Annotated in this window: 24 protein-coding genes and 2 pseudogenes; 15 read left to right on the top strand and 11 right to left on the bottom strand. The window is 68.2% G+C overall.

Annotation, left to right across the window (positions count from 1 at the left end):
* Positions 1–131 precede the first annotated feature (131 nt).
* The gene (locus tag ACFVFH_RS28150; protein WP_383773634.1) at positions 132–1022 is read right to left on the bottom strand and encodes a MurR/RpiR family transcriptional regulator; all 891 of its coding nucleotides are present in this window, start codon (positions 1020–1022) and stop codon (positions 132–134) included.
* Between the two features lie 140 nt (positions 1023–1162).
* Between ACFVFH_RS28150 and ACFVFH_RS28155 the strand changes: the two genes are divergently transcribed.
* The 6 genes from ACFVFH_RS28155 (at position 1163) to ACFVFH_RS28180 (ending at position 7630) form a co-directional block, all read left to right on the top strand.
* Positions 1163–2347, top strand: a complete 1185-nt coding sequence (locus ACFVFH_RS28155) for a C45 family autoproteolytic acyltransferase/hydolase (RefSeq protein WP_383773636.1) — start codon at positions 1163–1165, stop codon at positions 2345–2347.
* A gap of 376 nt (positions 2348–2723) precedes the next feature.
* Complete coding sequence (locus tag ACFVFH_RS28160; RefSeq protein WP_383773688.1) at positions 2724–4016, top strand: ABC transporter substrate-binding protein; 1293 nt, start codon at positions 2724–2726, stop codon at positions 4014–4016.
* Positions 4017–4022: 6 nt separating this feature from the next.
* Complete coding sequence (locus tag ACFVFH_RS28165) at positions 4023–4970, top strand: ABC transporter permease (RefSeq protein WP_383773638.1); 948 nt, start codon at positions 4023–4025, stop codon at positions 4968–4970.
* Complete coding sequence (locus tag ACFVFH_RS28170) at positions 4967–5818, top strand: ABC transporter permease (protein ID WP_383773640.1); 852 nt, start codon at positions 4967–4969, stop codon at positions 5816–5818. Before ACFVFH_RS28165 ends, ACFVFH_RS28170 begins: the two co-directional genes overlap by 4 nt.
* A 4-nt stretch (positions 5819–5822) precedes the next feature.
* A complete protein-coding gene (locus ACFVFH_RS28175) occupies positions 5823–6806 on the top strand; it encodes an ABC transporter ATP-binding protein (RefSeq protein WP_383773642.1) in 984 nt (327 codons plus the stop codon).
* Positions 6803–7630, top strand: coding sequence for an ABC transporter ATP-binding protein (locus ACFVFH_RS28180; RefSeq protein WP_383773644.1), 828 nt, complete (start codon positions 6803–6805; stop codon positions 7628–7630). The genes ACFVFH_RS28175 and ACFVFH_RS28180 overlap by 4 nt, the downstream gene beginning before the upstream one ends.
* 290 nt (positions 7631–7920) lie before the next feature.
* On the opposite strand, the gene ACFVFH_RS28185 is transcribed toward ACFVFH_RS28180, so the two are convergent.
* Complete coding sequence (locus tag ACFVFH_RS28185; protein WP_383773646.1) at positions 7921–8712, bottom strand: SDR family NAD(P)-dependent oxidoreductase; 792 nt, start codon at positions 8710–8712, stop codon at positions 7921–7923.
* Between the two features lie 319 nt (positions 8713–9031).
* On the opposite strand from ACFVFH_RS28185, the gene ACFVFH_RS28190 reads away from it, so the two are divergent.
* Positions 9032–9478, top strand: a complete 447-nt coding sequence (locus ACFVFH_RS28190) for a TIGR03618 family F420-dependent PPOX class oxidoreductase (RefSeq protein ID WP_383773648.1) — start codon at positions 9032–9034, stop codon at positions 9476–9478.
* A gap of 338 nt (positions 9479–9816) precedes the next feature.
* A pseudogene (locus ACFVFH_RS28195) lies at positions 9817–11918 on the top strand (molybdopterin-dependent oxidoreductase); the annotation flags it as partial.
* Between the two features lie 520 nt (positions 11919–12438).
* Here ACFVFH_RS28195 and ACFVFH_RS28200 read toward each other — a convergent pair.
* A complete protein-coding gene (locus ACFVFH_RS28200; protein WP_383773650.1) occupies positions 12439–12771 on the bottom strand; it encodes a hypothetical protein in 333 nt (110 codons plus the stop codon).
* A 315-nt stretch (positions 12772–13086) separates the two neighbouring features.
* On the opposite strand from ACFVFH_RS28200, the gene ACFVFH_RS28205 reads away from it, so the two are divergent.
* Positions 13087–13494 carry a DUF6896 domain-containing protein gene (locus tag ACFVFH_RS28205; RefSeq protein WP_383773652.1) on the top strand — a complete coding sequence of 136 codons (408 nt, stop codon included), beginning with the start codon at positions 13087–13089 and terminating at the stop codon, positions 13492–13494.
* 147 nt (positions 13495–13641) lie between these two features.
* Here ACFVFH_RS28205 and ACFVFH_RS28210 read toward each other — a convergent pair whose 3' ends face one another.
* The 3 genes from ACFVFH_RS28210 to ACFVFH_RS28220 form a co-directional block, all read right to left on the bottom strand.
* A complete protein-coding gene (locus tag ACFVFH_RS28210) occupies positions 13642–13782 on the bottom strand; it encodes a hypothetical protein (RefSeq protein WP_383773654.1) in 141 nt (46 codons plus the stop codon).
* Positions 13783–14005: 223 nt separating this feature from the next.
* On the bottom strand, positions 14006–14473 hold the full coding sequence (locus ACFVFH_RS28215) for a hypothetical protein (RefSeq protein ID WP_383773656.1): 468 nt from the start codon (positions 14471–14473) through the stop codon (positions 14006–14008).
* A gap of 369 nt (positions 14474–14842) precedes the next feature.
* On the bottom strand, positions 14843–15142 hold the full coding sequence (locus tag ACFVFH_RS28220; RefSeq protein WP_383773658.1) for a S26 family signal peptidase: 300 nt from the start codon (positions 15140–15142) through the stop codon (positions 14843–14845).
* 657 nt (positions 15143–15799) lie between these two features.
* Between ACFVFH_RS28220 and ACFVFH_RS28225 the strand changes: the two genes are divergently transcribed.
* The 3 genes from ACFVFH_RS28225 (at position 15800) to ACFVFH_RS28235 (ending at position 18017) form a co-directional block, all read left to right on the top strand.
* Positions 15800–16189: a hypothetical protein gene (locus tag ACFVFH_RS28225; RefSeq protein ID WP_383773690.1), complete on the top strand. Its 390-nt coding sequence runs from the start codon at positions 15800–15802 to the stop codon at positions 16187–16189.
* Between the two features lie 459 nt (positions 16190–16648).
* A complete protein-coding gene (locus ACFVFH_RS28230) occupies positions 16649–17029 on the top strand; it encodes an FKBP-type peptidyl-prolyl cis-trans isomerase (protein WP_383773660.1) in 381 nt (126 codons plus the stop codon).
* Between the two features lie 637 nt (positions 17030–17666).
* Positions 17667–18017: a helix-turn-helix domain-containing protein gene (locus tag ACFVFH_RS28235; protein ID WP_383773662.1), complete on the top strand. Its 351-nt coding sequence runs from the start codon at positions 17667–17669 to the stop codon at positions 18015–18017.
* 162 nt (positions 18018–18179) lie between these two features.
* Here the strand turns inward: ACFVFH_RS28235 and ACFVFH_RS28240 are convergent, their stop codons facing one another.
* The gene (locus tag ACFVFH_RS28240) at positions 18180–18620 is read right to left on the bottom strand and encodes a hypothetical protein (protein WP_383773664.1); all 441 of its coding nucleotides are present in this window, start codon (positions 18618–18620) and stop codon (positions 18180–18182) included.
* 1 nt (position 18621) lies between these two features.
* Here ACFVFH_RS28240 and ACFVFH_RS28245 point away from each other — a divergent pair, with 1 nt between their 5' ends.
* Entirely contained in the window at positions 18622–19209 is a 588-nt protein-coding gene (locus tag ACFVFH_RS28245) for an SMI1/KNR4 family protein (RefSeq protein WP_383773666.1), read from the top strand.
* Between the two features lie 429 nt (positions 19210–19638).
* Positions 19639–19932 (top strand): annotated as a pseudogene (locus tag ACFVFH_RS28250) (MMPL family transporter); the annotation flags it as partial.
* Between the two features lie 339 nt (positions 19933–20271).
* On the opposite strand, the gene ACFVFH_RS28255 reads toward ACFVFH_RS28250, so the two are convergent.
* Positions 20272–20928: a hypothetical protein gene (locus tag ACFVFH_RS28255; RefSeq protein ID WP_383773694.1), complete on the bottom strand. Its 657-nt coding sequence runs from the start codon at positions 20926–20928 to the stop codon at positions 20272–20274.
* A gap of 110 nt (positions 20929–21038) precedes the next feature.
* Between ACFVFH_RS28255 and ACFVFH_RS28260 the strand changes: the two genes are divergently transcribed.
* Positions 21039–21731 (top strand): DUF402 domain-containing protein, encoded by a 693-nt coding sequence (locus ACFVFH_RS28260; RefSeq protein WP_383773668.1) that lies wholly within the window; start codon positions 21039–21041, stop codon positions 21729–21731.
* 381 nt (positions 21732–22112) lie between these two features.
* Here the strand turns inward: ACFVFH_RS28260 and ACFVFH_RS28265 are convergent, their stop codons facing one another.
* The 3 genes from ACFVFH_RS28265 to ACFVFH_RS28275 form a co-directional block, all read right to left on the bottom strand.
* Complete coding sequence (locus ACFVFH_RS28265) at positions 22113–22913, bottom strand: GPP34 family phosphoprotein (RefSeq protein WP_383773670.1); 801 nt, start codon at positions 22911–22913, stop codon at positions 22113–22115.
* Between the two features lie 820 nt (positions 22914–23733).
* Entirely contained in the window at positions 23734–24855 is a 1122-nt protein-coding gene (locus tag ACFVFH_RS28270) for a hypothetical protein (protein ID WP_383773692.1), read from the bottom strand.
* 1098 nt (positions 24856–25953) lie between these two features.
* On the bottom strand, positions 25954–26181 hold a 228-nt coding region (locus tag ACFVFH_RS28275), incomplete at its 5' end, for a hypothetical protein (RefSeq protein ID WP_383773672.1).

Genomic DNA, 26181 nt, shown 5'->3' on the forward strand with positions numbered 1-26181 from the left:
GACCTCCCCGATGACCGGGCGCGCGCCGCCCTAAAGGCCTCCCGGCCCGCTCGTCCCGCCGCACTGCCGCCACCCGCCGGCCACGGACCACGGGCCACGAGCGGCCGGGGCCGACCACTCGGACCGTTCTGTCAGGGCCGCCGCTTGGGATCCAGCAGCTGCTCACGCAGCGCGGTGAGCTGGTGCGAGGATTCCACCGCCCGTGTCTCGTCGAGCGTGGTCAGCGCGAGCAGCAGCGCGTCCGCGACGAGCAGCCCCGTCAGTGATTCCGCCGTGATCCCGGTCGGGGTGTGCGGTGCGGTCAGGACCGCTTCGACCCGGTCCGCGTACGCCTCGCCCAGTTCGTCCGTCACGAGTACGACCTTGGCGCCGACCGCACGGGCCCGCTCCATCATGACGGTCAGCTCCACCAGCCGGCGGCCCGGCTGGAAGATCACCACGCTGTCCCCCTGCTCCAGAGCCAGCAGTTGGTCCGCGAGCGCGAAACCCGTCTCGGAGACGAAGCGGGCCCGGCGGCCGATCCGGCCGAGCGCCAGCGCCAGATGGCGGGCGCCGGGTTCGGAGGCGGCGATCCCGTAACAGAACACCTCGCGCGCCTCGGCGAGGGCGGTCACCGAGCGCTTCAGCGCTTCCGGTTCGGCGAGGCGCTTGGTGTGGTCGATCCGGTCCCGGGCCTCGTCGAACACATCGGCCCAGATGGACTCCAGATCCTGACCCACATGCGCGATGCGCTGCTTGAGGCGCTCCTCGGGGGCGACGGCCGCGGTGAAGTCGTTGGCCAGCTCACGCTTGAGCGCGGGCAGTCCCGCGTACCCGAGGCGTTGCAGCGCTCGTACGACGGTGGCGTTGCTGGTGGAGCTGGCGGCCCCCAGCTCCTGGGCGCTGACGAAGAGCAACTGCCCGACGGGAGCACTGACCAGGTGCTGTGCGACGGCTCGCTCGGATGCGGACAGACCCTCCCATTGGTCGCGGATCGCCGCGCGAAGCCGGGTCGCTCCGGCCCCATTCTCTGGAATCTCCATTACAACCATTGACTTCCGTGTGACCGACGTTACTGTTCCTGGGCAGTACGTTCCAATCGGAACGCAACCTGAAATCGACGTTACAGGATTGTCGTGGTCCTGCGGCGCCGTTCGGAGTGCGTTCCAGAGCGAGGAGAAGCATGGCACCCCGCCCCACGGCCCCCGGTCCCGCCCGGGTCCTTCCGGTCATCGAGATCTCCGGCAGCCCGCTCCAGCGCGGCCGTCAGTACGGCGAGGCCGTGCGTCCCCAACTACACGCCGCGCTCGGCTACTACGAGGAGGCCTTCGGCCGCTCCGCAGGGCTGGCCTGGGACCGGGTCACCGCCCGAGCCGCCCACTGGCTGGAGCCGGTACGCGACTACGCACCCCACCTGGTCGAGGAGATGCGGGGCATCGCGGACGGCGCCGGCGTCGGCCTGCTGGACGTCCTCGCCCTGAACGCCCGCGGCGAGGTCATCTACGACAAGTCCTTCGCGCAGATGGAGGCCGACGGGCGGGTGGCCGAGGAAGAACCCGCCGAGGGCTGCACCTCCTTCGCCGTCCACGGCGAGGCCAGCGGCGACGGACACGTCTACGCCGGGCAGAACTGGGACTGGCGGGCGGGCGTCGCCGAAACCGTCGTGATGATCAGAATCGTCCAACCCCCCAAACCGACCCTGATCATGCAGGTCGAGGCCGGACAGATCGGCCGCCAGGGCGCCAATTCCGCCGGGCTCGCCTTCAACGCCAACGGTCTCGGCGGCCGGTTCGACGACGCGATCGGGCTGCCCCAGACCGTTGTACGCCGCAGTGTCCTGGACCAGAGCAACATCACCGACGCCCTCGACGTGCTCTGCCGAACCCGGGCCCATATCGCGAGCAACGCCCTGCTCACCTGCCGTGAGGGCTTCGCCATCGACCTGGAGACCACCCCGGCCGGGCACGGCTGGATGTATCCGACCGACGGCCTGCTGGTCCACGGCAACCACTACCAGGCGGGCATACCCGCACCGCTGGCCGCCGCCGGCTACCGGCCCATGTCGTCCGATTCCCTGGTCCGCGTCCCCCGGGCCACGGAAGGGCTGAAGGCGCTGCGCGGCTCCACCGGACCCGACGAGTCGCGCGGGATCATCCGCCGGGCGATGTCGGACCACCTCGGCCACCCCGAATCCCTGTGCACCCACCCCGATCCGCGCAGGCCGGAACTTGAGCGGTGGACCACCCTCGTCTCCTCCCTGGCCGACCTCACCACCGGTGACTACCACGTGACCGCGGGCACCCCCTGCGACCGCGAGTACCAGCACCTTCCCTGGAACCTCTACGACGGCCCGTACGGCCAGAACTGACAGGAACGCAGTGATGACGCACACCTCTTCGAGAAGGTCCGTCCTGGCCGCCGTCCTCGTCGTGGCGACCATCGTCGCGGCCGCGGGCTGCAGCGGAGCGACCCAGAACACCGCGGCCGGCTCCGGGACCGCGGACGCGGCCACGCTCGACCTCACCCCGACCACCACCGCGGCCACCGGCGAAGTCGCCAACGCCAACTGGCTCCTGGAGGACGAGCCGGACTCGCTCGACCTGGACACCCAGGGGTCGAGCGCGGGCCGCGTAGTGCTCACCAACGTCTGCGAGCGGCTCTATCAGCTCCAGCCGGACATGTCGACGAAGCCGTTCCTCGCCGAGAAGGCCGAGACCCCGGACGACAAGACCCTGGTACTGACCCTGCGTTCAGGTGTCACCTTCCACGACGGCACCCCGATGACCGCCGACGACGTGCTCTGGAGCCTGAAGCGGCACGCCGACCCGGACATGGAACAGGGCGACGAGTTCGGCAACATCGCCGCCATGAAGAAGACCGGCGACCGCCGGATCACGATCTCCTTCAAGGCACCGGACGCCATGTTCTTCAAGGCACTCGCCGGTGACGCGGGCATCGTCTGGAACAAGGAACAGGTCGAGAAGGCGGGCAAGGACTTCGGCACACCGGGACAGCCCGATGCCTGCACCGGCCCGTACCGCCTGAGCAGCTGGAAGTCCGGTGACTCCCTCACCATCGAGCGCTACGACGCGTACTGGGGCAAGAAGCCCCTGACGAAGCGGGTCACCTTCCGCTGGGCCTCCGACAGCGCCCTGGTCAACGCCCTGACTACCGGCGCCGCCGACGGCGCCTACGCCGAATCGCCTAACACGGCGGCGGCCCTGCGGGGCAAGAAGGGCATCGAGCAGCACTATGGTCCCTCCACCGCCTCCCTCGTCCTCATCCCGACCGAGCGCGGCGGACTGAAGGACCCGAAGATCCGCCGGGCGCTCTCGCTCGCCCTGGACCGCAAGGGCATCGCCGCGTCCGGCTACGGCGGCATGGTCCAGCCCTGGGGCACCCCGGTCGGATCCGGCGCCTGGGGCTACGAGAAGCCCGTCTTCGAGGCCGCCCAGAAGGCCGTCGCCTACGCCCCCGCCGCCCCGACCGCCGACGACCTCGCCGCGGCCAAGGACCTGGTGAAGGAGGCGGGCGCCGACCCTGCCGAGCCCATCGTGATCGGCACGGACGCCAGCCAGGGCCGCTCCGTCGTCGCCAACGCCGTGCGCGCGGCGCTCCAGCGGATCGGCCTCAAGGGCCGGATCAAGACCGTTCCGACCTCGCAGTTCGAGCAGTTCTACAGCGATCCGCAGGCCCGCGCCGACATCGACGTGCTGGTCGGTGACTGGTACATCTCCAAGGCCGACCCCATGGGCTTCTACGACAACGCGCTCTCCGACTCCTCCAACAACTGGGTGGGCTTCAAGGACGCCGCGTACGACGCCAAGGTGAAGAAGGCGCTCTCCACGCTCGACGACGCCGAGCGCGCGAAGCTCACGGTCGACGTCCAGAAGACGTTCACGGACGCCGCCATCTGGATCTCGGTCGCCCAAGTGCCCTCCGTCCTCGTCCTCGACGAGAAACTGACCGGACCGCCCGCCTCCATGGCCTACCTCTACTACCCGTGGGCCGCCGAACTCGGCTCGAAGAAGGGCTGATCGCGCATGCTCGCCCGGATCTCCCGGCGGCTGGCCGGACTGCTGGCCACACTCCTCGCCGCCTCCTTCGTCATCTTCGCGGCCGTGTACGCGGCGCCCGGCGACCCCGCGGTCTTCCTCGCCGGGGGACGCGACAAGCTCACCCCGGAGAAGCTGGAGCTGGTCAGGGCCCAGTACCACCTCGACGAGCCCCTCGTCGTGCAGTACGGGCGCTGGCTCGGCGACTGCGTCCAGCTGGACCTCGGCCGCTCCTTCAAGTACAGCGACCAGGTCGCCGATCTGCTGGCCGCCCGCTTCCCGACGACGCTCGCCCTCGTGGTGTACGCGACCGTGCTCTTCGTCGTCCTCGGCGTCGGCGCGGGTGTGCTCGCCGCCGTCCGCCGCGGCACCTGGATCGACTCGACGGTCGTCGGGGGCACCACCCTGGCCGCCTCCGTGCCGTCCTTCGTCTCCGCCATCGCCCTGGTCGCGGTCTTCGGTGTCCAGCTCGGCTGGTTCCCCGTGACCGGCAGGGGAGAGGGGTTCGCGGGCACCGTGCACCATCTGACCCTGCCCGCCCTGTCCCTGGCACTCGGCGCACTCGCCCTGATCAGCCGGGTGACCAGGCAGTCGATGGTCGACGCGGGCACGGCCGACCACGTCGCCGTCGCCCGCGCGTCCGGAATCCGCGAGCGGGAGATCGTGGTCCGGCACGTCCTGCGCAACGCGCTCGGCCCGATCGTCACCATGTGCGGTCTGGTCATGGCGGGCATGCTGGCCGGCACGGTCGTCGTGGAGACCGCCTTCGGGATCAGCGGCATCGGCTCGCTGCTCGTCGGCGCGATCAACACCCATGACTTCCCCGTCGCACAGGCCGTACTCCTGCTCATGGTCACCGGCTACATCGTGGTGACCACCCTCGTCGACCTGGTGCACCCCCTGCTGGACCCGCGGGTGAAGGAGGCCTCCGCATGAGCGCGCCCACGCTTGACCGCGTCGGTCCGAAGTCCGCGAACGACCGGCGCCCGGTGGGTGTGGCGATCGCCGGCGGGACGCTTGTCGTGGTCGTCCTGGCGGCGCTCCTCGCACCGCTCCTCGCCCCGTACGCCCCCGACGCCATCGACCTCTCCGCGTCCCTGGTCGGCACGGGCCCGGAACATCTGCTCGGCACCGACTCCTCCGGACAGGACCTCCTCTCACGGGTGCTGTACGGCGCCCGCACCAGCCTGGTCGCCCCGATCCTCCTGCTGGCCATCGCCGCCGTCCTCGGGGTCACCCTCGGCACCCTCGCCGCGTGGTGCGGCGGCTGGGCCGACACGGTGGTCTCCCGTCTCACCGACGTCATGTACGCCTTCCCCGGGCTGCTGTTCACCGTTCTGATCATCGCGGTCTTCGGCGCCGGAATGACGACCTCCGTGCTCGCGCTCGGTCTCGCCTACACACCGACCGTCGCCAAATACACCCGCTCCGTGGCACTCTCCGAACGCCGCAAGCCCTACATCGACGCCTACGGCGTCCAGGGCATGGGCGGGGTCCGGATCTGCGCCCTGTACCTCGTCCCCAACCTCGGCCGTTCGATCATCGGCTATCTGGTCGTGCTGTTCGGCGAGGCCCTCATGTCCCTGGCCACGCTCTCCTATCTGGGCTTCGGCGCCCAGCCGCCCAGCTCCGACTGGGGCCTGATGGTGCAGGAGGGACAGGCGGCCGTCGTCCAGGGCGCGCTCCTGCCGGCCCTGGTGCCCGGCTTCGCCATCGCCCTCGTCGTGGTGTCCTTCAACGTCGTCGGGGTCTGGGCCGCCGACCGACTCGGCAGCAGGAGGTAGCCGCATGCTCCTCGACATCGAAGACCTCACCCTCGAACTCCCGGGCACGGCCCGGCCCGTCCTCGACCGCGTCTCCCTGCGCGTGGCGAGCGGCGAAGTGGTCGGCCTGGTCGGCGAGTCCGGCTCGGGCAAGTCGACGACCGCCAGGGCCGCGCTGCGCACGCTCCCCGACAGGACGGCGGTCTCCGGTTCGATCCGCGTCGACGGCACGGACGTCCTCGCGCTGACCGGCGACGCCCTGCGCAGCCACCGGGCCCGTACGGTCGCGATGGTCCACCAGGACCCCCGCTCCGCTCTCAACCCGGTCCGCCGCATCGGCGACTTCCTGGTCGAACGGCTGACGGGGAACGGGCTCGACAAGAAGGCGGCGCGCACCCGGGCCGTCGAACTCCTCGCCACGGTCGGCCTCTCCGACCCGGAACGCCGGTTCCGCCAGCACCCGCACGAACTCTCGGGAGGCATGCTCCAGCGCGTCGTCATCGCGGGCGCGCTGGCCGCCGGCCCCCGCCTGCTCCTCGCCGACGAGGCGACGAGCGCCCTGGACGTCACCACTCAGGCCGAGATCCTCGCTCTCCTGCGCACCCTGCGGGCCGAACGGAGCCTGGGCCTCCTGTTCATCACGCACGATCTCCAGCTGGCCGCCGCGTACTGCGACCGGGTGTACGTGATGTACGCGGGCCGGGTCGTCGAGGAGCAGCGTGCCGACGGCCTCTTCGACCGGCCCCGCCACCCGTACACGAAGGGACTGCTGGCATGCTCCCCGACGCTCGGGGAGGGGCAGCGGAAGATCCTTCCGATCCCGGGGCGTCCGCCGTCGCTCGGGGACGCGTTCGGCGGCTGCGAGTTCGCCGAGCGCTGTCCGGACGCCGAGCCGGAGTGTTCGACCTGGCGGCCCGAGCCGGTGGCGCTGGACGGCGGGGGCACCGCGACCTGCCGCCGTCTGCCCGTACTGGCCGGTCCGGTCGCCGAGAGGAGGAGCGAGCGATGAACACCGCGATGACACCAGCCGCACCACTGCTGGCCGTGGACGGACTGCGCAAGACGTACGGGCTGCCCGGCGGAGGCCGGCTCACCGCCGCCGACGGCATCACCTTCACCGTCCCGGCGGGCGGTTCGCTCGGGATCGTCGGCGAGTCGGGGTCCGGCAAGTCGACCGTGGCCCGGATGCTGGTGGGTCTCGTACGTCCGGACGCGGGCAGCATCTCCGTCTCGGGACGGCCCCGCGCCGCACGCACTCCGCGTGGCGGGGAGGCCCGGCTGGCACGGGCCCGGGAGATCCAGATGGTGTTCCAGGACCCGTACGTCTCCCTGGACCCCCGGCTCACCGCCCGCCAGTGCCTCACCACGGCCCTGCGCCTGCACGGCCGTGAGGCGGCCCTGGCCGACGGGCTGCTCGACCGGGTGGGGCTCGGCACCCGGGAGGCGGAGGCCAGACCGCACGGCCTCTCCGGCGGCCAGAGGCAACGGCTGGCCATCGCGCGAGCGCTGGCCGTCGACCCGAAGATACTGGTCCTCGACGAGGCGGTGGCCGCGCTGGACGTCTCGATCCAGGCGCAGATCCTTCAGCTCCTGGGCGAGATCCGCCAGGACACCGGGGTGGCCCTGGTCTTTGTCAGCCACGACCTGGCGGTCGTCCACCACATCACGGACGAGGTCCTGGTGATGCGCCGGGGAACGGTGGTGGAGCAGGGGCGGACGGCCGAGGTGCTGGCCGGTCCGCAGGACCCTTACACCCGGCTGCTGCTGGCCTCGGTGCCACGGGCCGGCTGGGATCCGGCGGATGCGGTCACGGCCCGAGCCGCCATGGCCTGAGCCACCGACCGCCCGACGACGCGCCCGTCCCCATCGGCGTACCGCAGGGCCCCTCTCGGGTTCAAGCGCATCCGCGAGCTCCCAAGAGGGCCCTGCGCGGCCCGACGAGGGGCCGACCGGTCCGGCGGGCCGCGGCGACGGCCGAGAACACCCGGATGTGTCACGTGTGACGCGTGCCTCACACAAGGCTTCCGCGTCCAGCCGGTCGTCTCGGAATGGACGTCGGAAGCTCCCGGCTCATTCCTCCGCCCCGTCCCCGCCGGCCACGTCCGCCCCGTGCTCCTTGCGGCTCAGATGGCCAGGATCCCGCCGTCCACCGCCACATGGCTGCCGGTGGCGAACGAGGAGCGGTCGCTCAGCAGCCACAGGGCCGCTTCGGCCACCTCTCGCGGCTCCGCCATCCGCTTCTGGATCTGGCGGGCGACGAACGCCTCCTCCAGAGCCGGGTTGGCCGCCACCGCCGTTTCGATCATTTCCGTCCGGGTGGTGCCCACGACCAGGGAGTTGACGCGGATGCCGGACGCCCCGTACTCGGCGGCCGTGGCCTTCGTCAGCCCCAGGACGGCGTGCTTCGCCGCGACGTAGGGGGACGGTGCGCCGGTGGCGATGAGGCCCGCCGTGCTGGCGGTGTTGACGATCGAGCCGCGGCCGGCGTCCAGCATGACGGGGATCTGGCGGCGCAGGCAGTTCCATGTGCCGCGTACGTTGACATCCATGACGCGGTCGAAATCCTCTTCCGGCAGCTCGTGCGAGCGACCGAAGGCGGAGCCGGCGTACCCGGCGTTGTTGAAGGCGCCGTCGAGGCGGCCGAAGCGTTCGACGACCGTCGCGACGGCCCGCTCCACGTCGTCGGCGCGCGCCACGTCGCCGACGCTGTAGGCCGCTTGTCCGCCGGATGCCTCGATCTCGTGCGTCAGGTCCTTGAGCAGGTCCTCGCGGCGGGCCATGAGGACGACGGCCGCGCCCTCGGCGGCGAAGAGCCGCGCCGCGGCCTCGCCTATGCCGCTCGACGCTCCGGTGATCATCACGGTCCTGCCGGTCAGCAGGCCGGTGTTGTGTGCTGAGAGTGTCTGATCGTTCATGACGCGAGTAAACCCGAAGAGGCGGGCCGACACACGGCTTTGGCCCGAGGCGTGTTCGATTCGACGGCCCGGTGCGGGCTCGACGGCATCGTGACCGGTGTGCCGGGGCGCGGGATCAGTCCGGGGCGGTCAGGCGTTGGTCCGGCGCAGAGGTTCCGCACACGGCCGCACCAACCACGCGCCGCCGACGACCGGCCGTTGTGTTGTGTCCCGCCACCAGAACCGGGGCCCGCGGAACGCTTCCCGGCACCGCCCCCACCCGGTGGATCCCGTGGTCTCACCCAACTCTCCGCCTCGTCACGGTTGGTAGCCTCCCGGGATGACCACGACCTTCGACGAAGCCGTCCGCGCCCGACTGCGAGCCCCCAACATCTGGTACGTCGGCACCGTGTTCGCCGACGGGGCACCGCAGGTCAGCCCGATGTGGGTGGACCTGGAGGGGGAAGGGGAGCTGTCGTTCAACACCTCGGTCGGCCGGGTGAAGGAGGAGAACCTGCGCCACGACCCCCGCGTCTACCTCTCGCATGCCGACGCCGCCGATCCGTTCGACCGCGTGCAGATCAGCGGTGTCGTGGCCCGTTTCATCGAGGGCGAGGAGGCACACGACCGAATGGACCGCCTGGCCCGCAAGTACCTGGGCGTCGAACGTTTCGAGTGGACGATGCCGGGCGAACAGCGGGTCGCGGTGATCGTGCGCCCCCTCAAGGTGCGGCACATCGTCGGGGTGGAGCGGTTCCGGCCCGGCGGGCCCGTCCCCGCGCCCTGATCACGGGTCCGCGCCGACGACGGACCGCTGTGCGCCCGCGGGCGCCGGAGCGCAGGCCCACGGCGGTTCGACCCGTGATCCGGCCCCGGTGCACCGCACGAGGGCCGGCGAGCAGCCCGTCGGCGATGCCGAGCACGGCCGCCAGAAGGGTTCACCTTCTGGTCATGGCGAGTTCGGGCCGCTGTGACCAGCGGAAGGTCCACCGATCCAAGACCTGGGCAGCGACGGGTCCGCGTGGAACCAACCGCCGGGCAAATCTTGCAAAGTGCAAGAGAAGAGCTTGCTCGCTCTCCCCGAATTTCTGGCACGTACCTCCTTTCCGGCTGTTCGACGGCGGGATGCTGAGCTCCCCGGAGAAGGCGATGGAGCAGTTGTTCAGAGTGGGAAAGCTGCTGAGAACGGCGCCCGCCATCCCCGACCTGCGCGCCGTGTACCGCACGGACCAGACGGTCAACGACGCCCCGTACCGCGAACGCTGGGGCCACGACAAGGTGGTGCGCTCCACACACGGCGTCAACTGCACCGGCTCGTGTTCCTGGAAGGTGTACGTCAAGGACGGGCTGATCACCTGGGAGACCCAGCAGACGGACTATCCCTCGGTCGGCCCGAACGGCCGGAGCACGAGCCGCGCGGATGTCCGCGAGGCGCCTCCTTCTCCTGCTACACCTGCTCGCCGACCAGGATGCGCCATCCGATGGCGCGCGGGGTGCTCGTGGACATGTTCCGGGCGGCGAAGAAACGGCTCGGGGACCCGGTGGCGGCCTGGGCCGAGGTCACTTCCGATCCGGAGAAGCGGGCGGCGTACCGGTCGGCGCGGGGCCATGGCGGCCTCGTACGGAGCAGCTGGGACGAGGCGCTGGAGATCGCCGCCGCCGCGCAGGTGCACACGATCGAGGAATACGGTCCGGACCGGGTCGCCGGATTCTCGCCGATCCCGGCGATGTCGATGGCCTCCCACGCGGTCGGCGCCCGCTACCACTCGCTCGTCGGCGCGCCCATGATCTCGTTCTACGACTGGTACGCCGACCTGCCGATCGCCTCGCCACAGGTCTTCGGCGACCAGACCGACGTACCGGAGTCGGGTGACTGGTGGGACGCGGCGTATCTCATGCTGTGGGGTTCGAACGTGCCGGTGACGCGTACGCCGGACGCGCACCGGATGGCCGAGGCACGCTACCGGGGCCGGAAGGTCGTGGTGGTGTCACCGGACTACGCCGACGCCACGAAGTTCGCCGACGAGTGGCCGCACCCGCACCCGGGCACCGACGGGGCGCTGGCCATGGCGATGGAGCATGTGGTGCTGACCGAGTTCTTCGTGAAGCGTCAGGTCCCGTACTTCACCGACTACGTGAAGCGCTTCACCGACCTGCCGTTCCTGGTGGCCCTGGACGAACACGAGGACGGCCGCTACGTGCCGGGGAAGTTCGTCACCGCGGCGGACCCGGGGCTCGCCCGGCACGCCGACGCCGGGGCGCGGCAGTGGATGCCGGTGCTCGTCGACGCCGACACGGAGGACGTCGTCGTGCCGAACGGGACGCTGGGGGACCGGTGGGCCAAGGCCGGGCAGGGCCGCTGGAACCTCGACCCGGGCGGCGCCGACCCCCTGCTGTCGTTCCACGGACGGGGGACGGGGGACGGGGGACGGGACCGGGGGCGCCGGCGGGGCCGAGGTGGTGCTGCCCCGGTTCGACGAGCCGGGCCGCACCGTGTCGCGCGGCGTGCCGGTACGGGAGATCGGCGGACGCCTGGTGATCACGGTGTTCGACCTTCTGCTCGCCCAGCACGCGGTGCCCCGTCACGGTCTCCCGGGCACCTGGCCCACCGGGTACGACGACGCCGAAGAGCCGTGCACCCCGGCCTGGCAGGAGGCGATCACCTCGGTTCCGGCCGCAGCGGCGATCCGCATGGCACGCGAGTTCGCCGACACCGCGGAACGCAGCCGAGGGCGATCCATGATCGTGATGGGGGCGGGCACCAACCACTGGTTCCACTCCGACACCATCTACCGCTCGTTCCTCGCCCTGCTCATGCTCACCGGCTGCCAGGGGGCCAACGGCGGCTGGGCCCACTACATCGGCCAGGAGAAGGTACGCCCCTGCACCGGGTGGCAGCAGCTGTCGTCGTCGGCGGACCGGATCCGCCCGTCGCGCCAGATGGCGGGCACCCCGTACTGGTACCGCCACACCGACCAGTGGCGCTACGAGTCGTACGCGGCCGACGCGCTGGCCTCGCCCACCGGCAGGGGGCGTTCGCGGGGCAGCACACCGCCGATCTGGTGGCGCGGTCCGCGCGGCTGGGCTGGATGCCCTCGTACCCGACGTTCTCCGCCAACCCGCTGCGGCTGGGACGCCAGGTGCACGAGAGCGGGCAGGACCCCGCGGGCTGGGTGGCCGACCGGCTCGCCTCCCAGCCCGTGGGGCACTGCTTCTCCACACCCAACATCGACAACTACTTCTCGGGCTGATGGTGGAAGAGGAACATCAACGTCTACATCTACACCAGCAACGAGAGCTGCAACGGCTCTCCGTACGGACTGCTCTCCTCCTACTCGGTTCCGGCCGACCGGGCCAACAGCGACTGGTACACCACCGACTCCCCGCGCTGGTAGGAACCGACTGCTCCCCATCCGGGACCGGCGATCCCGGACGCGCGGATCGTGTACCCGGCCGCGTCACCGGGGAAGCGGCCGAGGCAGTGGCCGGGAAGCCCGAGGCCATCGAGAGGAGCCGACGACGGCCGTACAGTCGTACGCCGTCCATCAGGACGGCCCGGTGCAGCGGGAAGTCCGCGACGCCTGGTCGCGTGCAGGCGGACGGCCTCGGCAACGACGGCCATCTCTTCGCCGTCCGGCAGGAACTCCGGAGCCGGAGGCCCTCGCCAGTACGACGAAGACGCCCTTCCATGTTGTGGTTTCCCGCCCCGTCGACGGGCCGGGAAACCACAACGTTCACAATGACCTTCTAGACGTCTGTCGAAGCACTGGTGATGTGGCAGTTGTACGCGTCGCCGTCCACCAGGGAGTATCCCGGATTCGTCTGGCCGGAAGACCGGGACTTCCAGGGCCCGTAGATGGTGATCGAGTACGGATAGTTGGGCGAGGCGCAGTTCGCCTTCACCCGGAACCGTCCGAAGCCGCCGTCGCAGGTGGCTTCCGCCAAGTTGTCACTGCTGTTGAACGATGCCCGGCAGCCGTAGACGGCGGCTTGGGCGGAACCCGCGCTGACCACCAGACACGTGGTCAGTCCCATGGTCACCACGGCTGCTTGTGCCGTCAGCTTGGTGATACGTCTCATTTCCCACCCCTTCAAGCGTGATCATTTGGTATTCGCGCGTCACCCTAGGGGGAGATCATTTAGCCGTCAAAAGGGTTTTCACTCAACTATTCTGAGTATGCATCAGCAACTGCTCATGACGTGCGGAACAGGTCGGCGCGCCCCGTGTCCGGTAGCCGACCGGACGGACATTGCCCGATGGGCGTCATGACCCACCACCGGTTTCGGAATGCCGTCCTGCGGGGGAGGCTCCGACGGCCCATGGAACAATCCCCTCAGACACAAGGTTCAGGGGGATGACGCCGTATGGAACGGGTTGGAACGGCACGGGACCTCGTGCTCGGATACGTCCACGCTCTGAACGCAGTCGCCGAGGCCATGAGGCCGGCGATCCCCTTGCTGGAGCGCCTGGCCGATGTCCTCGGCCTGGTCCGCTCGCGCCGGATCAGCCGGAGCGATCGCATCGGCTGCTACGCCTACACCGTTCATGGGTCCGGGTGCCGCTTCGTCAGCGACAACGGCACCGAAGTTGATGTGGACTTCGCGGCCGACGGAAGCGAAGTCTTCGACTTCTGGCGACTGCGTGCGTACGGGCTGAGCCTGCCGCAACCTCTCGACGTCACGGATCAGGACCTGCGGTCCGCAGTGCGGTCCTTGCAACCGCTGCTGGACGAGGTGCGGCCGGGGTGGTTCAGCGTGGCCGACCGGTCGCTCCGACCCAGGTTCGCAGGCGACGCAGACTGATGAGGCCGCGGGCCGCCCCGCGCGGGCCGGCCGAGCACTTCACTAGTTGGGCGAGCGCGGTTCTTCCCGTCGAGCGGTACTCGGTCGGTTTGGTCGGCCCTGGCGGCGGCATCGTGGGCCGTGGCCAATGCGTGTGTGCGTGAACCGTCAGGAGCCGACACGGAAGTCGGCGTCGGTCAGATCGCAGCTCGCGTCCCACAACCGCGCCGCGGCGAAGGTGTCGGCGAGGTGGTCCCACACGGCCTCCCAGCGCGGCTTGCCACGCAGCCCGAAGGCACGGGGCTCCACAACTGGCTTCCACGCATGACAGCCCGGCGTACGGGGCTGTCCAGGACGGTGCGGCGTGATCACACCAGTCACAACAAGATCTCTCACCCGGGACCAGAACGGGCGCCTTGGATGTGGCGACTCGGACTCGGGTCAAGCAGGCGGCGTAGGCGAGTGGAGGCACTACGGAGGGCTCCGGGCCTCCTTACGTCGTTCACCTTGAGTTCCAACCAGTCAGCGAGGTTCAAACGTGGGCCCGGATCTGCTTCACCTGATGACCCAGTCGATCCGCCAGCGCCATCAGCTCATCCTCGCTGAACCAGAGGCGTTCTGGGTTCCAGATGGCAATTTCGAAGCGGGCGAATCCGCATGGCCAATCGTAATCCAGCACATTCAGATTGGTTGATCCGCCGCAGCAGGGGGCCTCGATGGCGAGCGTGGTGAACCCGTCGTCGCAGTGAGCCTCAAGGAGGCCGCCCCACCACTCAGTTTCGATGGCCGCCTGACACAAGGGACAACCGATTCTCTCCAGATTGCCTCCGCAGTCAACAGCGGTCACCACGTCGTGCCACGTCACGTCGATCTCAACGTCCACGCCATCGGCAACTCCGGGAGACAACTCCTGGACGAACGCGATGACGCGATCAACCGCATCACGATCCGGCTGCCACTGCGGATCACTGGGAATGATCGACAGGACGTCTTCGCTCATGGCTTCCCTACCTCGTCAGGCCACTGCAACGTTGCGACACGATGCTATCGATCGCACATTCTGATGCTGCACCTTCATGGACCCGCTGCCCGACACAGCTCAGTGGACTGTTCGCAGAGCGTGGCAACAGAGCCGGCCGAGCATCGGATGGCCCCGGAACCCGCCAACATCCGATCTTGTTGCTCGCCAACGCCCCCTTTGCTGGAGGGAGGCGTTGGTCGGCGGGAAGCGGTGGCCCGTCGCGACCTCATGGATCCTGCAGCAGCACCAGATCCTCGACGACCTCGTCGTCATCGATCTTGCGCGACACGTACTCGTTCTGCCACATGCATCGCTCGGGTTGCCCGATGCCGTCGAACGTTAATTTCGTCAGGAGCCGTTGGAGTCGGCCGCGAGCATCTTGTCTGCGATTCCTGACCGGGCGACGCCGTCGGCGGCTACGCAGATACCGAAGACACGACCGAAGCTGGTCCAACCGTTGACGCGGCCCCGGATATTGCAGATCCAAACCCGCGTCCTGGCGAGGTCCTCGGACGGCACCAAGTGCAAGTAGATCGTCCCGGCGACACGGGCGAGGACGATGTCTCCGACCTCCATCTGTGACGGGTCGACCGGAGCAACGACCACCTGCTGCCGAGTACGTATCAGCGGGACCATCGAGGAGGCCACTGGGCCGGCATGTCACGGTGGCCCTGCTGGCAATCCTGCCTGCCACTGCAACCAGCGCATCCATCCGGTGATCGTGGCAGATTCCCCTGCATCAGCCCAGAGCTTGACTGCACCGTGCTCCACCTGCGAGGTGAAGGTCGCCTGATGCGGCACGGGCTGCCGACAGCCAGCTCCTTGCCGGTGACCGTAGTGACCATGGTCACCGAGCGAGCGGAAGGCGGCTGCAGCGCCGCCCATCGGCAGCGGGCTGAAGCGCCGCACGGAGCGAGAGCCGCTTCCCCAGGTGGCCGGCGGCCTGTTCGAACTCGCCGAGGAGGGCCTGGTGTCGGCCGTCAGCCTTCGTACGCTCAACACGTGCGCGTTGTGCTCCGCCCCTTGCGTTTTTGCGTAGCCGGGCTGCTGGGGCAGGTTGGGAAGTGGTGGACCAGGTAGGGACGGGCATGACGGAGCCGTTTGGCCGCGCAGATGTAGCCGACTATGGCCACGTATCGTGGCGAGGGTGAGCAGTTCGGTAGCGCTCAGGCGGGCCGCAACGACGAACTGCGGGCGCCACGCCACCGGCTCGGCGTGATCCTTCTGGACGTCGCCGGCCGTCGCAGAGAATGCTGTCGCGAGGGTGTCCACGTTGTTCGTCACAAGACGATCTTGGAGGAATCAGTGTCATACCCACAACTGTTCACCCCCGAGGAGAAGCTCGCCGACGCGAAGAAGCAGCTGGGCCTCCCGCCTATCGTTGTGATCTGCGGTTCCACCCGATTCATGACCGAGATGGCCGAGGCTGATCTGCGGGAGACCAAAGCCGGAAAGATCGTCGTCAAACCGGGCTGTGACATGAAGTCGCCGCACGGGCTTGGGACCGATCCTGTCGAGGCCGAGGCGCTGAAGGTTCGACTCGACGACCTGCACCGAGCGAAGGTCCGGCTCGCTGATGAGATGCTCGTAGTCGGTGGTTACATCGGAGACAGCACCCGAGCCGAAATCGCCTACGCCCGGTCTCTGGGCAAGCCCGTACGGTTCACGCACCCCGAAGTCGACCCCGGCATCTGACTGCCCACCCCACACCCTCCGCGGGTACGCCCTTGGAATTGATCATCTAGCGGAGACTTCTACGGGTGTATTCCGCCTCCAGACTCTCATCGATGTGCGCCCCATGCAGCTGGTGACCGGCTCTCACTTGGCCACCGTTGTAGTGTCAGGGAAGTTGTCCCGGACCCGCCGGACAATCTCCAGCCAGCCCTCTTTACCTGAATCGAGATCTCCGGTCACCCGCGGCGGGCGATGCCCAGAATCCGTACCCGCAGCGGGAGCAGGACCTCACTATTATTAAGTACGAGTGCGGCGTACCGATGACGTGGTACGCCCACTCAGGATGAACATTGTGCTCCGGTCGGTTTGATGCACCCCGGCAAACCTGCTTTCAGGGCAGCATGATGTGCCACTGCATAAAGTGATCACACGCCTGGCCGCTCGATATGAGAGCCCCCTGCGGGAGCGAATGAGGATGCAATGAGTGAACTGACGAAGCCCGAGATCGACCTTCCGGAAGGCGGTGCTCCCACAGAGTTGACAACCCGAGACCTCGTTGTCGGGGACGGGCTTGAGGCGAAGCCGGGCAGGGTCGTCCAGGTCCACTATGTCGGGGTGACCTTCGAGTCAGGGAAGGAGTTCGACGCTTCCTGGGACCGGGGCCAGCCGTACAAATTCGCCGTCGGCGGTGGCAAGGTCATCAAGGGCTGGGACCGTGGGGTCAGAGGGATGAAGGTCGGTGGCCGGCGCATGATCATCGTTCCCCCACGCCTCGGATATGGCAAGCAGTCACCCTCGCCGCTGATCCCGGCGGGCTCAACACTCGTCTTCGTGGTGGACCTGCTCTCCGTCGTAGCCTGAGACCTTCTGCCACCCGGCCTCTCCACACGGAACCGAGGCCGGGCGGCACCTGTCGGCCAACCACGACGCCGCGCCCGTGCCCTCTTCTCCCACAGCCACGGACAGAGACATACGTCGGCAACCACGCGCATCGGCGATCGTGATCTGCGAACGGCGGGCTCCGGTAGCAGGCCGGCACCCAACCCTGGCCGCTGGCCGTCAGCCGGGACACCAGCGGCCATGAACCCCGCGAAACGAATCATCCGCGCGGCGACCTCACGCTGCCACCTCTGGTGGTCGCCGGACCTGCCCCTGGACTGCCGGGGAGGGAGGGGCGAAGCCCTGCCAGGCCGTCGCCGGTCCTGCCCGGCTGCACCGTTGTGAGCGTCCGTGCTCCAGCCGTCTACGTCCTGTCCGCCTATGCCTACCATCGCGAGGATGCCGTCGGTGAGGGGCTGTGATGGTTCACCACTTGAGGGGCGTCTCCTAGGCCTCGCAGAGCCCGTACCTAGTCATCGGCACGGGGTAGGACTGGCGGGGGACTTCCTCGGAGGTGTCACAGCTTCCGCATACCGGCCTTTCTTCAAACTACCGGTGCGATGTGGGTCGGTTGGTTCCGGATCGCGCCACTTCGGTCCGTCAAGAACGCCTTCGGCTCGTGACAGAGCTGAGGGAAGCGCGAGTGGTGTACGAGGCAGGGCGTGAGGCTGACCGAGTGTTCGTGATGAGGAATGCTGTGGTCATGAGCGAAGAATCCGAGCGACTGGCTAAAGCTCTCATCGAGTTCCGGGAAGCCGAGGGCATCTCCGTGAGAGAGCTCGCCCATCGCACCCAGTTGAGCCAGGCGACCATCAGACTCCACGAGAGCGAACGCGGATGCCCGCCCCTTCCCTTCGCGGCCCGCCGTCTAGAGGAAGCACTCGGCTGGACGCCGGGCAGCATCCCGACCGAGCCGCGCGAGACGGCAGATATCGAGCTCCCGCCGGACTCCAGTGCTGTACCCGAGTAGACCGACAGACCAGGCTCGGCGCCGATTGCGCTGTGTACGCGTCACAACAAGCAGCAGCCCTCGCTAGGACTGACCCAGGATTCCCCGTATCCGCGAGGCGCCAGGGCAGCTACCAACGGGCTCGCGCCTACTTCCGTGAGAGGAGGACCCCTCCCACCCCGATCACAGCTCAGCCGCCCTCACCCCGTGGGTCGGATCCTCCGCAGCCCCGAGACGCTCCCAGAGATCGACCACCTTCGACTCAAGGCCGTTCTGGTCCACTGCACCGACCTCGAAGTTCTCACCGCTCACGTCCAGTCCTCCGCCCAGATGCTCACCGAGCAACAGCGCGAACGGTTGCCACAGTGGCTGGATGCCGTCCGGCAAGACGGTTTTCCTGTCCTCCACACCCGCGCTCCCGGTGTCGAACGTGACCGCGATGCCGTCATCGCTGGCCTCACCGCGCCCCGGAACTCCCGAGTCGTTGAAGGACACGTCAACCGGATCAAGATGCTCGAACGCCAGATGTTCGGGCGTGCCGACTTCGCTCTCCTGCGGAAGAGGTTTCTCCTGGCCAGCGGCCCACCGCCACCCATAGAGTGACGGAGACGAGAGAAGATGCACCGTGGATCCCCGCATACCCCGCCTGCGTCGCAAACTGGCCGCGATCCCGTTCCAACCACTGCGCAGCCACTCCTTCGGAGAAGAGCAACACAAGTTCTGCCTCGGTCCGAAGCTGCCCGAAATACGCGTCGCTGCGTTTGAGGCCGAGCACGACATCGCCCTGCCCGACGCCTATCGGCAGTTCCTCACGCACATCGGCGGCTCAGGCGCTGCGCCGTTCTACGGGCTCATGCCGCTGGAGCGCTGTTCCCTGTTTGTCATGAATCCACGCGGAGAACCAGGGGCACCCCGAGGCTTCGACGGAGCAGAACCCGGGGCACACGAACGCGACCTCTTCCTCCACATCATCGAAATGGGCTGCACCGACGTATGCCTCATTGCGGTGACCGGTCCCCTCACCGGTCGCGTCCTCATAGGGAACAGCGACGGGTATTGGGGCCCGAACGTCTCCTCCGCCACCGACTTCCTCGACTGGTACGAACGCTGGCTCAATCACATGAGCGCCGGACGCGACAACAGGGCCCTGGAGCTCACCTCACCTCGGCTCCGTGCCCATCCGAACCGCCACCGCCTGGCTCCTAAGATCTAACTGCCCGTGACTGCTACGCGAAATATGGACCAGAACCACGATTCGTGCGCATAGCAACAGCACCAACGATCAGCGATTCTCTGTCCCACCCGGATCCGGCCCTCATCGCCGCACTCTTCGACTCGCAGCTCCGTCTCCCCATGCCCACCGCCGGTCGCCCCGCTCATCAAGCCGCTCCCGCGGATCGCGGCTAGCCTCGGGGACGAATCCATGAATTTCTTGTGAGTCACGGCGAGACAATCAAACGAAAGTCCCGCTTTCTGTCACTTTTGCCCGCGTGGTGGCCATCGCGCTTCACAGAGAACTCCCAGAACCTCTTCGGGAGCGATCAGGGTGGGCTGACAGCGTCGGTGCCGTGCCGACGCGACGGATCCCGTCCTTTGACTGCAGGGTCGGTTTTCCTTCCAGAGGCGCCGGCTGGTCGCGTTGTTGCGGTGGTCCTGTTCGTGGAGACGGGGTGCTGGCCGGGAGGGCCCCGCCGCCCCGCCCAACGGCTTCTCGATACCCGGTACGGAGGCGCAGCGGGCCTACGACCTGCTGGAGAAGAGTTCCCCGGAGCTGCACGCCGACGGCGCGACGGTCCGGGTGGTATTCCGCGCGGAGGACGGCAAGGTCACCGGCCCCGAGACGAAGGAGGCTGTCCAAGAGGCGGTCCGGGAGCTGGGGAACGACCCGCAGGTCGCGCGGGTCACCGACCCGTACGCGACCCGATCGGTGAGCGAGGACGGAGGAGCTGACGGTCGAAGTCGGCGGCAACGCCGTCAACGAGGTGGTCGGCGGGGAACATTCCTCGGAGGCCATGGACCTCGCCGTGGCCGCCGTGGTGCTCTTGCTTCCCCTGTCCGCCCCGTCACATCACGGGATCGCCGACGAGACGATATGAGACAAGAAGACAGCTCCGAGGCACGTCCGCCCACTCGCGCGGCGTCGATCACCGACCCGCGCATCCCGAAACGCGACGCACTGCCCATGCGCCGCACCGACGCCCTCGCCCAGCACCTCCACCGAACTGAGAACCCACAACACCATCCGCATCACCCCCCTCGACTCAGTGTTCTCGGATCAGCAGGTGGTGGCATCGGTCGGGGCCTGCAGGTCATATCGGACGATGCTTGCGTTGTCCTTGAACGAGATCCCGATGTTCCCGAAGGCATCGCTCCCCTCGTACTGCGACCAGCTGATGCTCTTGATGTCACCGGGCCCCAGCTGCTTGCCGAGCGACATGATCATCAGGCGCCCGGTGCACGAGTAGGAAGAACTGCCGCTGTCCGAGGGCGGGTTCGCCTTGACCAGCGCTGAGCCGTCGACGGCGAAGTGCTGCCGGTCCACCGTTTCCACCGTGTAGCCCCGCTTCGGCTTCGCCCCGTCCATGACGGTGGTGAAAGTCACGTCGAAATAGCCCACGTGAACGGTCACGGGTTTGCAGAGCTTCGGCGGTCCGCCGAACTCGATGGGCAGGTAGCCGGTCACGCTGCGCCCACGCAGATTGCTGTCCAACCAGTCCTTGTCACCCCGGACACAGGAAGGGGTGGGGGACGGAGACGCGGCGCGGGTGGCCGCGACGGAGGGCGGCGGACTTGCGGACGTGGCTGAGGAGGCGCCCGGGGCGGCGGACTCGCCGCTGTCACCGCTGCTGCATCCGGAGAGACTGAGGGTTCCCGCCAGGACGGCGAGCAGGGCGATGCCCCGTAACGGTGATGGTCCCGCCTGGTCGGTCACCAGGCCATGGTGACCGAACACCATAGACGAGTCAACGGGCCTGTCGGGCGATCGCGGAGCAACGGCTGGGAACACCACCGTGCTGATGGTTGCCGGCGACAAAGGAGGACATGGTGCGAAGTTTTGAGACGGGCGAGACAGTTGTACGGCGCGAGGTGCACCGCTCGGGCAGAGCATGGAGCGAACAGGCACTGCGGGTCCTCGCTGACACCGGCGAGGCACTGGTGAGCGCCTGCGCGCCCGGGGCTGAGGCGCGTTGGCCCGAGCTGTACGCGAAGGCCCGCGATCTCGGGGACCGCTCGGTGCGCACAGAGGCGCTCGACGCGATGGCTACCGGCCCGTGGGAGCTCGTGGACGCGGTGTGGCAGGAGACCGATCTGCTGCTGTGGAAGCCGCCTGCGGCCTGGTTCAGCGTCAACGCCTTCTTCGTCCCCGACAGCGCAGGTGGACGCCGACTCCGGAACTGGTACGTCAACTTCGAGCACCCCACCCGCCGCACCGAGGCCGGGTTCGACACCTTCGACCTCACGGTGGACCTGGTCATCACGCCCGACCTCACGCACTGGGAGTGGAAGGACGAAGACGAGTACGCGCACGCGCGTCGCCTCGGCATCGTCTCCGGCGCCGAACACCGGGCCGTCGACGACGCCCGCTCGGAGGTGCTGGCGATGCTCGCCGCACGTGCCGGACTGTTCGCGCATGCAGAGCACTGGGCGGCCTGGCGGTGGGATCCGACCTGGGCCACGCCGCGCCTTCCCCGGTCTCGGGCGGCCGCCGAGAGGGTTGCACCGGAGAGAGGCTGAACCGGTGCCTGGGCGTTGCATGTGGCGGGGACCGGAGGGGTCGTCAGAGGTGGGAGCCCGTCAAATCGGAGCATGGGGAGGCATCCCCCCCGACGACAGGGCCGACGCAGGGCGCCGTTGTCGGTAGCGGCGTGAAGGCTGGCTAGAGGAACGGCGATGAGCAGCTGTGGCGCGGCATTGCCACCCGCTACGACAAGACCGCCCAGCCCTACCGGGTATCAGTCGCTCTCGCATCGCTTCTGTTTTGGGCTCGACGCCGAGCACAAGATGGGAAGGAAGAGCCCCTGACACCATGTCACCTGATAGGTGGCGGGAGCGTCCTCACGCCTCGCGTACTGAGCCCGGGAAGGTCAAGTGCCGTTCGACTCGCGGCTGTCGGAGTCACCAGCCGGTGTGCCCGTCGCCGTGGTGGCCGGTGCCGCCTGCGCCGCTCTCGGACCAACCGCCGGAATCCAAGCCGTGGCCAAGACCGTGGCCGCCGGTGGTGAAGTCGGCATAGAGGTCACTGAGCTCGCCGAGGAGTTGGCGGGTAAGGACGTCGGCGCCTGCGGTCAGTGCCGAGGCGAGCTCCACGTCGGCGACCGGGACAGTCCCGGTGGCTGCTGGGATGAGACGGTACGTCGCGGCGAGGGCGGCCATACGACGACGGTGGGTCATGCCGCGTAGTCCAGGGTAGGCGGCAGGGGCGAGGCCCGCGGCCTGGGCAAGCAGGGCGAGGATGAGGTTGCAGTCAGTGGTGGACCTCTCGGAGTCGGAGCGGACCACGCTGTCGAGGCGGGTCAGTAGCTCTTGGCGACGCGGCATGTCCATGGAAAGAATGTCGTTGCGGGTACGGCCGCTGGGGTCGCGCCACCGACGGACACGGACCGCCTTCTGGTCCTCCAGCCGGGAGAGGTACTCGACGGTCAGGGAGCGCGGTGCCTGGCGCAGCCAGTCCTTGAGGCCGGGCGGGGGAGTAGCTCTGCCGAGACCTCGCAGGACATTGCTCAGACGACGGTCTTCGACAGGCCGGGTGTCCAACACCTCGATCCGTCGGCGCCCGACGGTGATCCGTCCGGCCAGGCACAGATCTGCCAGCTCCGAGGCCCGCAGCGCGTATCGAAGGCGATCGTCGCTTCGTATGCGTATGCGCCGCCTGCCCGGGACCATTGCGAGCAGGAGTAGTTCATCCCCCGTAGTCATACCTGCCAGGGTAGGAGCGGCGGTCAGCGGAAGGGGGAGCTCCGCAGGATGCTCAGCGTGCCGCTTACACCGGAGTGTCTGCCCCCGGGAGGCCATGCCCGGGCGGACGGGCATGGCTGTCAGGATCTGGACGGGCCTTCACGGCCTGCGGATGTCGACCCGTGCTGACAGTCTTTCCTTCGCTGCTTCGACCTGGACCACACATTTCGCTTGTTCAAGCAGACACTCGGCTGGAGGAAGCCCCGGCTTCGCAGCTCGGATGCGGCCGAGCAGTGAACGTGGCTGGCGATCGCGGCATACGCCCAGCCCCGGCTGGCCCGCCTGCTGGCCGCCGAACCCTTTGGCAGCCCTGGGAGGAGCGACCCCGCCGAACGAACTCACGCTCGCCCGAGTGGGCTGGGGGTCCAGAAACCTGCGCACGAAGGCCGACTCTCCCGCCAGTGCACCGCAACCGTCCCGACCCGGCCCAGGCCGGACGCCCGGCTCGAAGAACCACCGCACGGCCCCACGCCACGATGTGGGCCCCGTTCTCGCCGCGGGACGGGCATAGCCGCCCTTGTTGCGTGCGGCCTACCTACGGCCAGCCCGTACGCACATTCGAGTTCCCGCCGCGCGTACGGCACGGCCCGGGTCGAGACTGCACACGTGAGGGACGCGAGCTGTGTAGTGAGAGGTGTGCACACGATGGCGCGGGCCGCCGACGACTGGCTTTGTCCACGAGAACAGGCAGCAGATGTTCACCACTTCGGGAGGCACCGGTGCCTGGTGCTGTTCGATTGCCGTGGTTCCGGAAAGTGAGCAGCAATCCACTGTCCGTCGGCTAGAAGAGACCAGTGCGCATGTGGTGCGTGAGGTTCTCGAGGATCTCGCGCAGCCACGGGCTGCGGACGGTCGGCAGCCGGACTAGGGTGCGCCGGAACACTTCCGGATCGGCCCGGAACAGGTGACGGGGGCGTGGCGCGGGCGGGTCGAAGTCGTCGCGGAGGGCGCCGATGGGCAGGGCGCCAGACGTGGGGACGGGCAGGTCCGACTCGGGGAAGGCCAGCCACAACCACACTCCGAACGGCAGCGGCACTAGGTACGGTGCCGGGTCGGCTGGGGCCCAGGTCTTCCCCGTCTGCGGATGGGATGGCACGAGGAGGATGGAGGCGTCTGCGCTGGGAGCCGGCAGTCCCGGGCCGGCCAGGACGGCGCACCGCGCCTGCGGACCCGCGGGCAACAGGGCATCGAGCGCGCGTTGGAAGACCTGCCCGACCAAGCCGTCCGGGACGATCACTGGTTGGCCCGCCGAAGCCGCCAGCAGGTGGGCGAGCGCCTGGCCCGCCGCGGCCTCCCACTGCGGGTTCCACGACCACCAGTAGTTGGACCAGTGGCCTGCCGCCATCCGCGACCTCCATGCGGCGATCGGCTCAAACGGGGGCGTGCCCTTCCCTTCCGCCATCAGCTGGGACCAGGAAAGCAGTGTGGCGCCGAAGCCGGCGATGGGAAGGCGGCGTACGGCGTTCGGGGCGAGCCACATAGCCTGCCAGAGCGAGCAGTCGTCGATCCGGCTCGCCACGGGCAGGGCGCACTCCGCGCAGGCCACGTTCGGGCCGTCGGCACCGTCGAGGCCGCAGCAATAGCCGCCTCCGTGAATTCCCGGGATCAGCACCGTGCCGCTGGCGTCGCCTGGCGCGATGACGATCGCGCCAGGCGCGCCGTCGGAGAGGGCGTACACCGGCGCGTAGACACCGCGGGCGGTCGCCTCGTCCGGATGGATCTCCTCCCACCTCCGCCACGGCGGCCCCCAGGGCTCCGGGTCCACGGCGAACGTGCCCGACTCCATGAGCACCGGGAGCTGGACCCCGTTCCCGTACTTCTGATGAGCGTGGACTGGAAGCGCGACCTGGGACAGCGGGATGGTCAGCCTGGCGCCACAATGAGCACACACGAAGACGAACAAACATCCTCCGTAAGACAAGCGGAGGGCATCGTCGCAGATCAGCGGCGGACCAGCCAACGTGTTTTTCACCCGCTGTGCGAGACCGTGCACCACCATGCTGTGTAACGTCACCGTTCGAATCCTCGGTGTGCGGGATGCCTCCCGAAGTGGTGAACATCTGCTGCCTGTTCTCGTGGACAAAGCCATCCTCAACTTGTCGAAGATGTCGACCACCACTCGAATGGCGTGCGCTTGTGTTTCGGAGGAGAGTGTGGCAGGGCGTGTAGTGGCATGGGTGTGTTCCGGTGGTGGGGTGGCTGGGTGCCTCTATCGGGGAGAGGGGGATATCGGCCCGGGTACCGATCTCCTCGATCAACGCGGCCTCGGCCTGTGTATTGACTCCCAGCGGATCTAGGATGCCCAGCACCTGTCGAAACTCGCGCAGCGCATTTCTGATGGTGGATGAGTTCCAACGGAATGGGGTTTTTGAGGGTTTGCGAGGTGCTTCAGGTGGTGCGTTCTGAGTCCCTAGGAAAGCTGAGCTCCAAGAATGACGCACAGCATGGGCGATTGAGGGCCCAGGATCGGGGCACTGGCCTTTGATGGGTGGTCAAGGAGAGAAAGTACTTACCCAGTCCGGAACGAGCAGACCAGGAAAGCCGAGCCTCATCCTGCAGTCAGCTGCCCGCGTAGCAGGCTTGATGCAGTCACAATTCGCGGTTTCACCAGGCATGTTGAGTACACACCAGGGTGCTGAGCTGCTCACTGCGATCGGACCGCCGACCGACAACGCCCTCCCACACGACACGACCAGGCGGTTCCCGTTGTGGAGACCCTGCAGCATCACCTCGACCCCCGCCGTCCACTTGCTTCGGTCAGCGAGGACCTTCTGGCCGATCTCACAGGCCGACAGCTGCTGGACACGGCCTCGTCCCCGCAGAGGCCGATGCTTCATCCAGACCTGCTTTTCGCACTATCGATTATCAGAGCCGAATAGGGGAACAGGAAAAGAAGCATCGTGAAGCTGCTTCTCCGGCATCCTGGCCCAAGAACTCGCGTCGAATCCTGTCAATGTCCTTGCTCTGTAAAGAAGTTGACAGACCTTCGGATTGATCAGGATCAACAGAACCCGAACATTCGCCCCGGTTGAAGCGCAGCCCCGACAGACCACACCCTGTCCTGTAGCCAGCCCCAGAAATTCGCGGAGCGAATTTCTGCAGGCCGAATTGCGGAGCAATTCGAGCCGTGGCCGACGGAGTTGGCCACACCGGCGACGGAGTCGCCGGCCAGCAGCGCGGAGCGCTGCGATCCATCCGCCGCGTAGCGGCGGCGCGTCGTGTCTGCGGA

Source organism: Streptomyces sp. NPDC057697 (assembly GCF_042799335.1).
Taxonomy (GTDB): domain Bacteria; phylum Actinomycetota; class Actinomycetes; order Streptomycetales; family Streptomycetaceae; genus Streptomyces.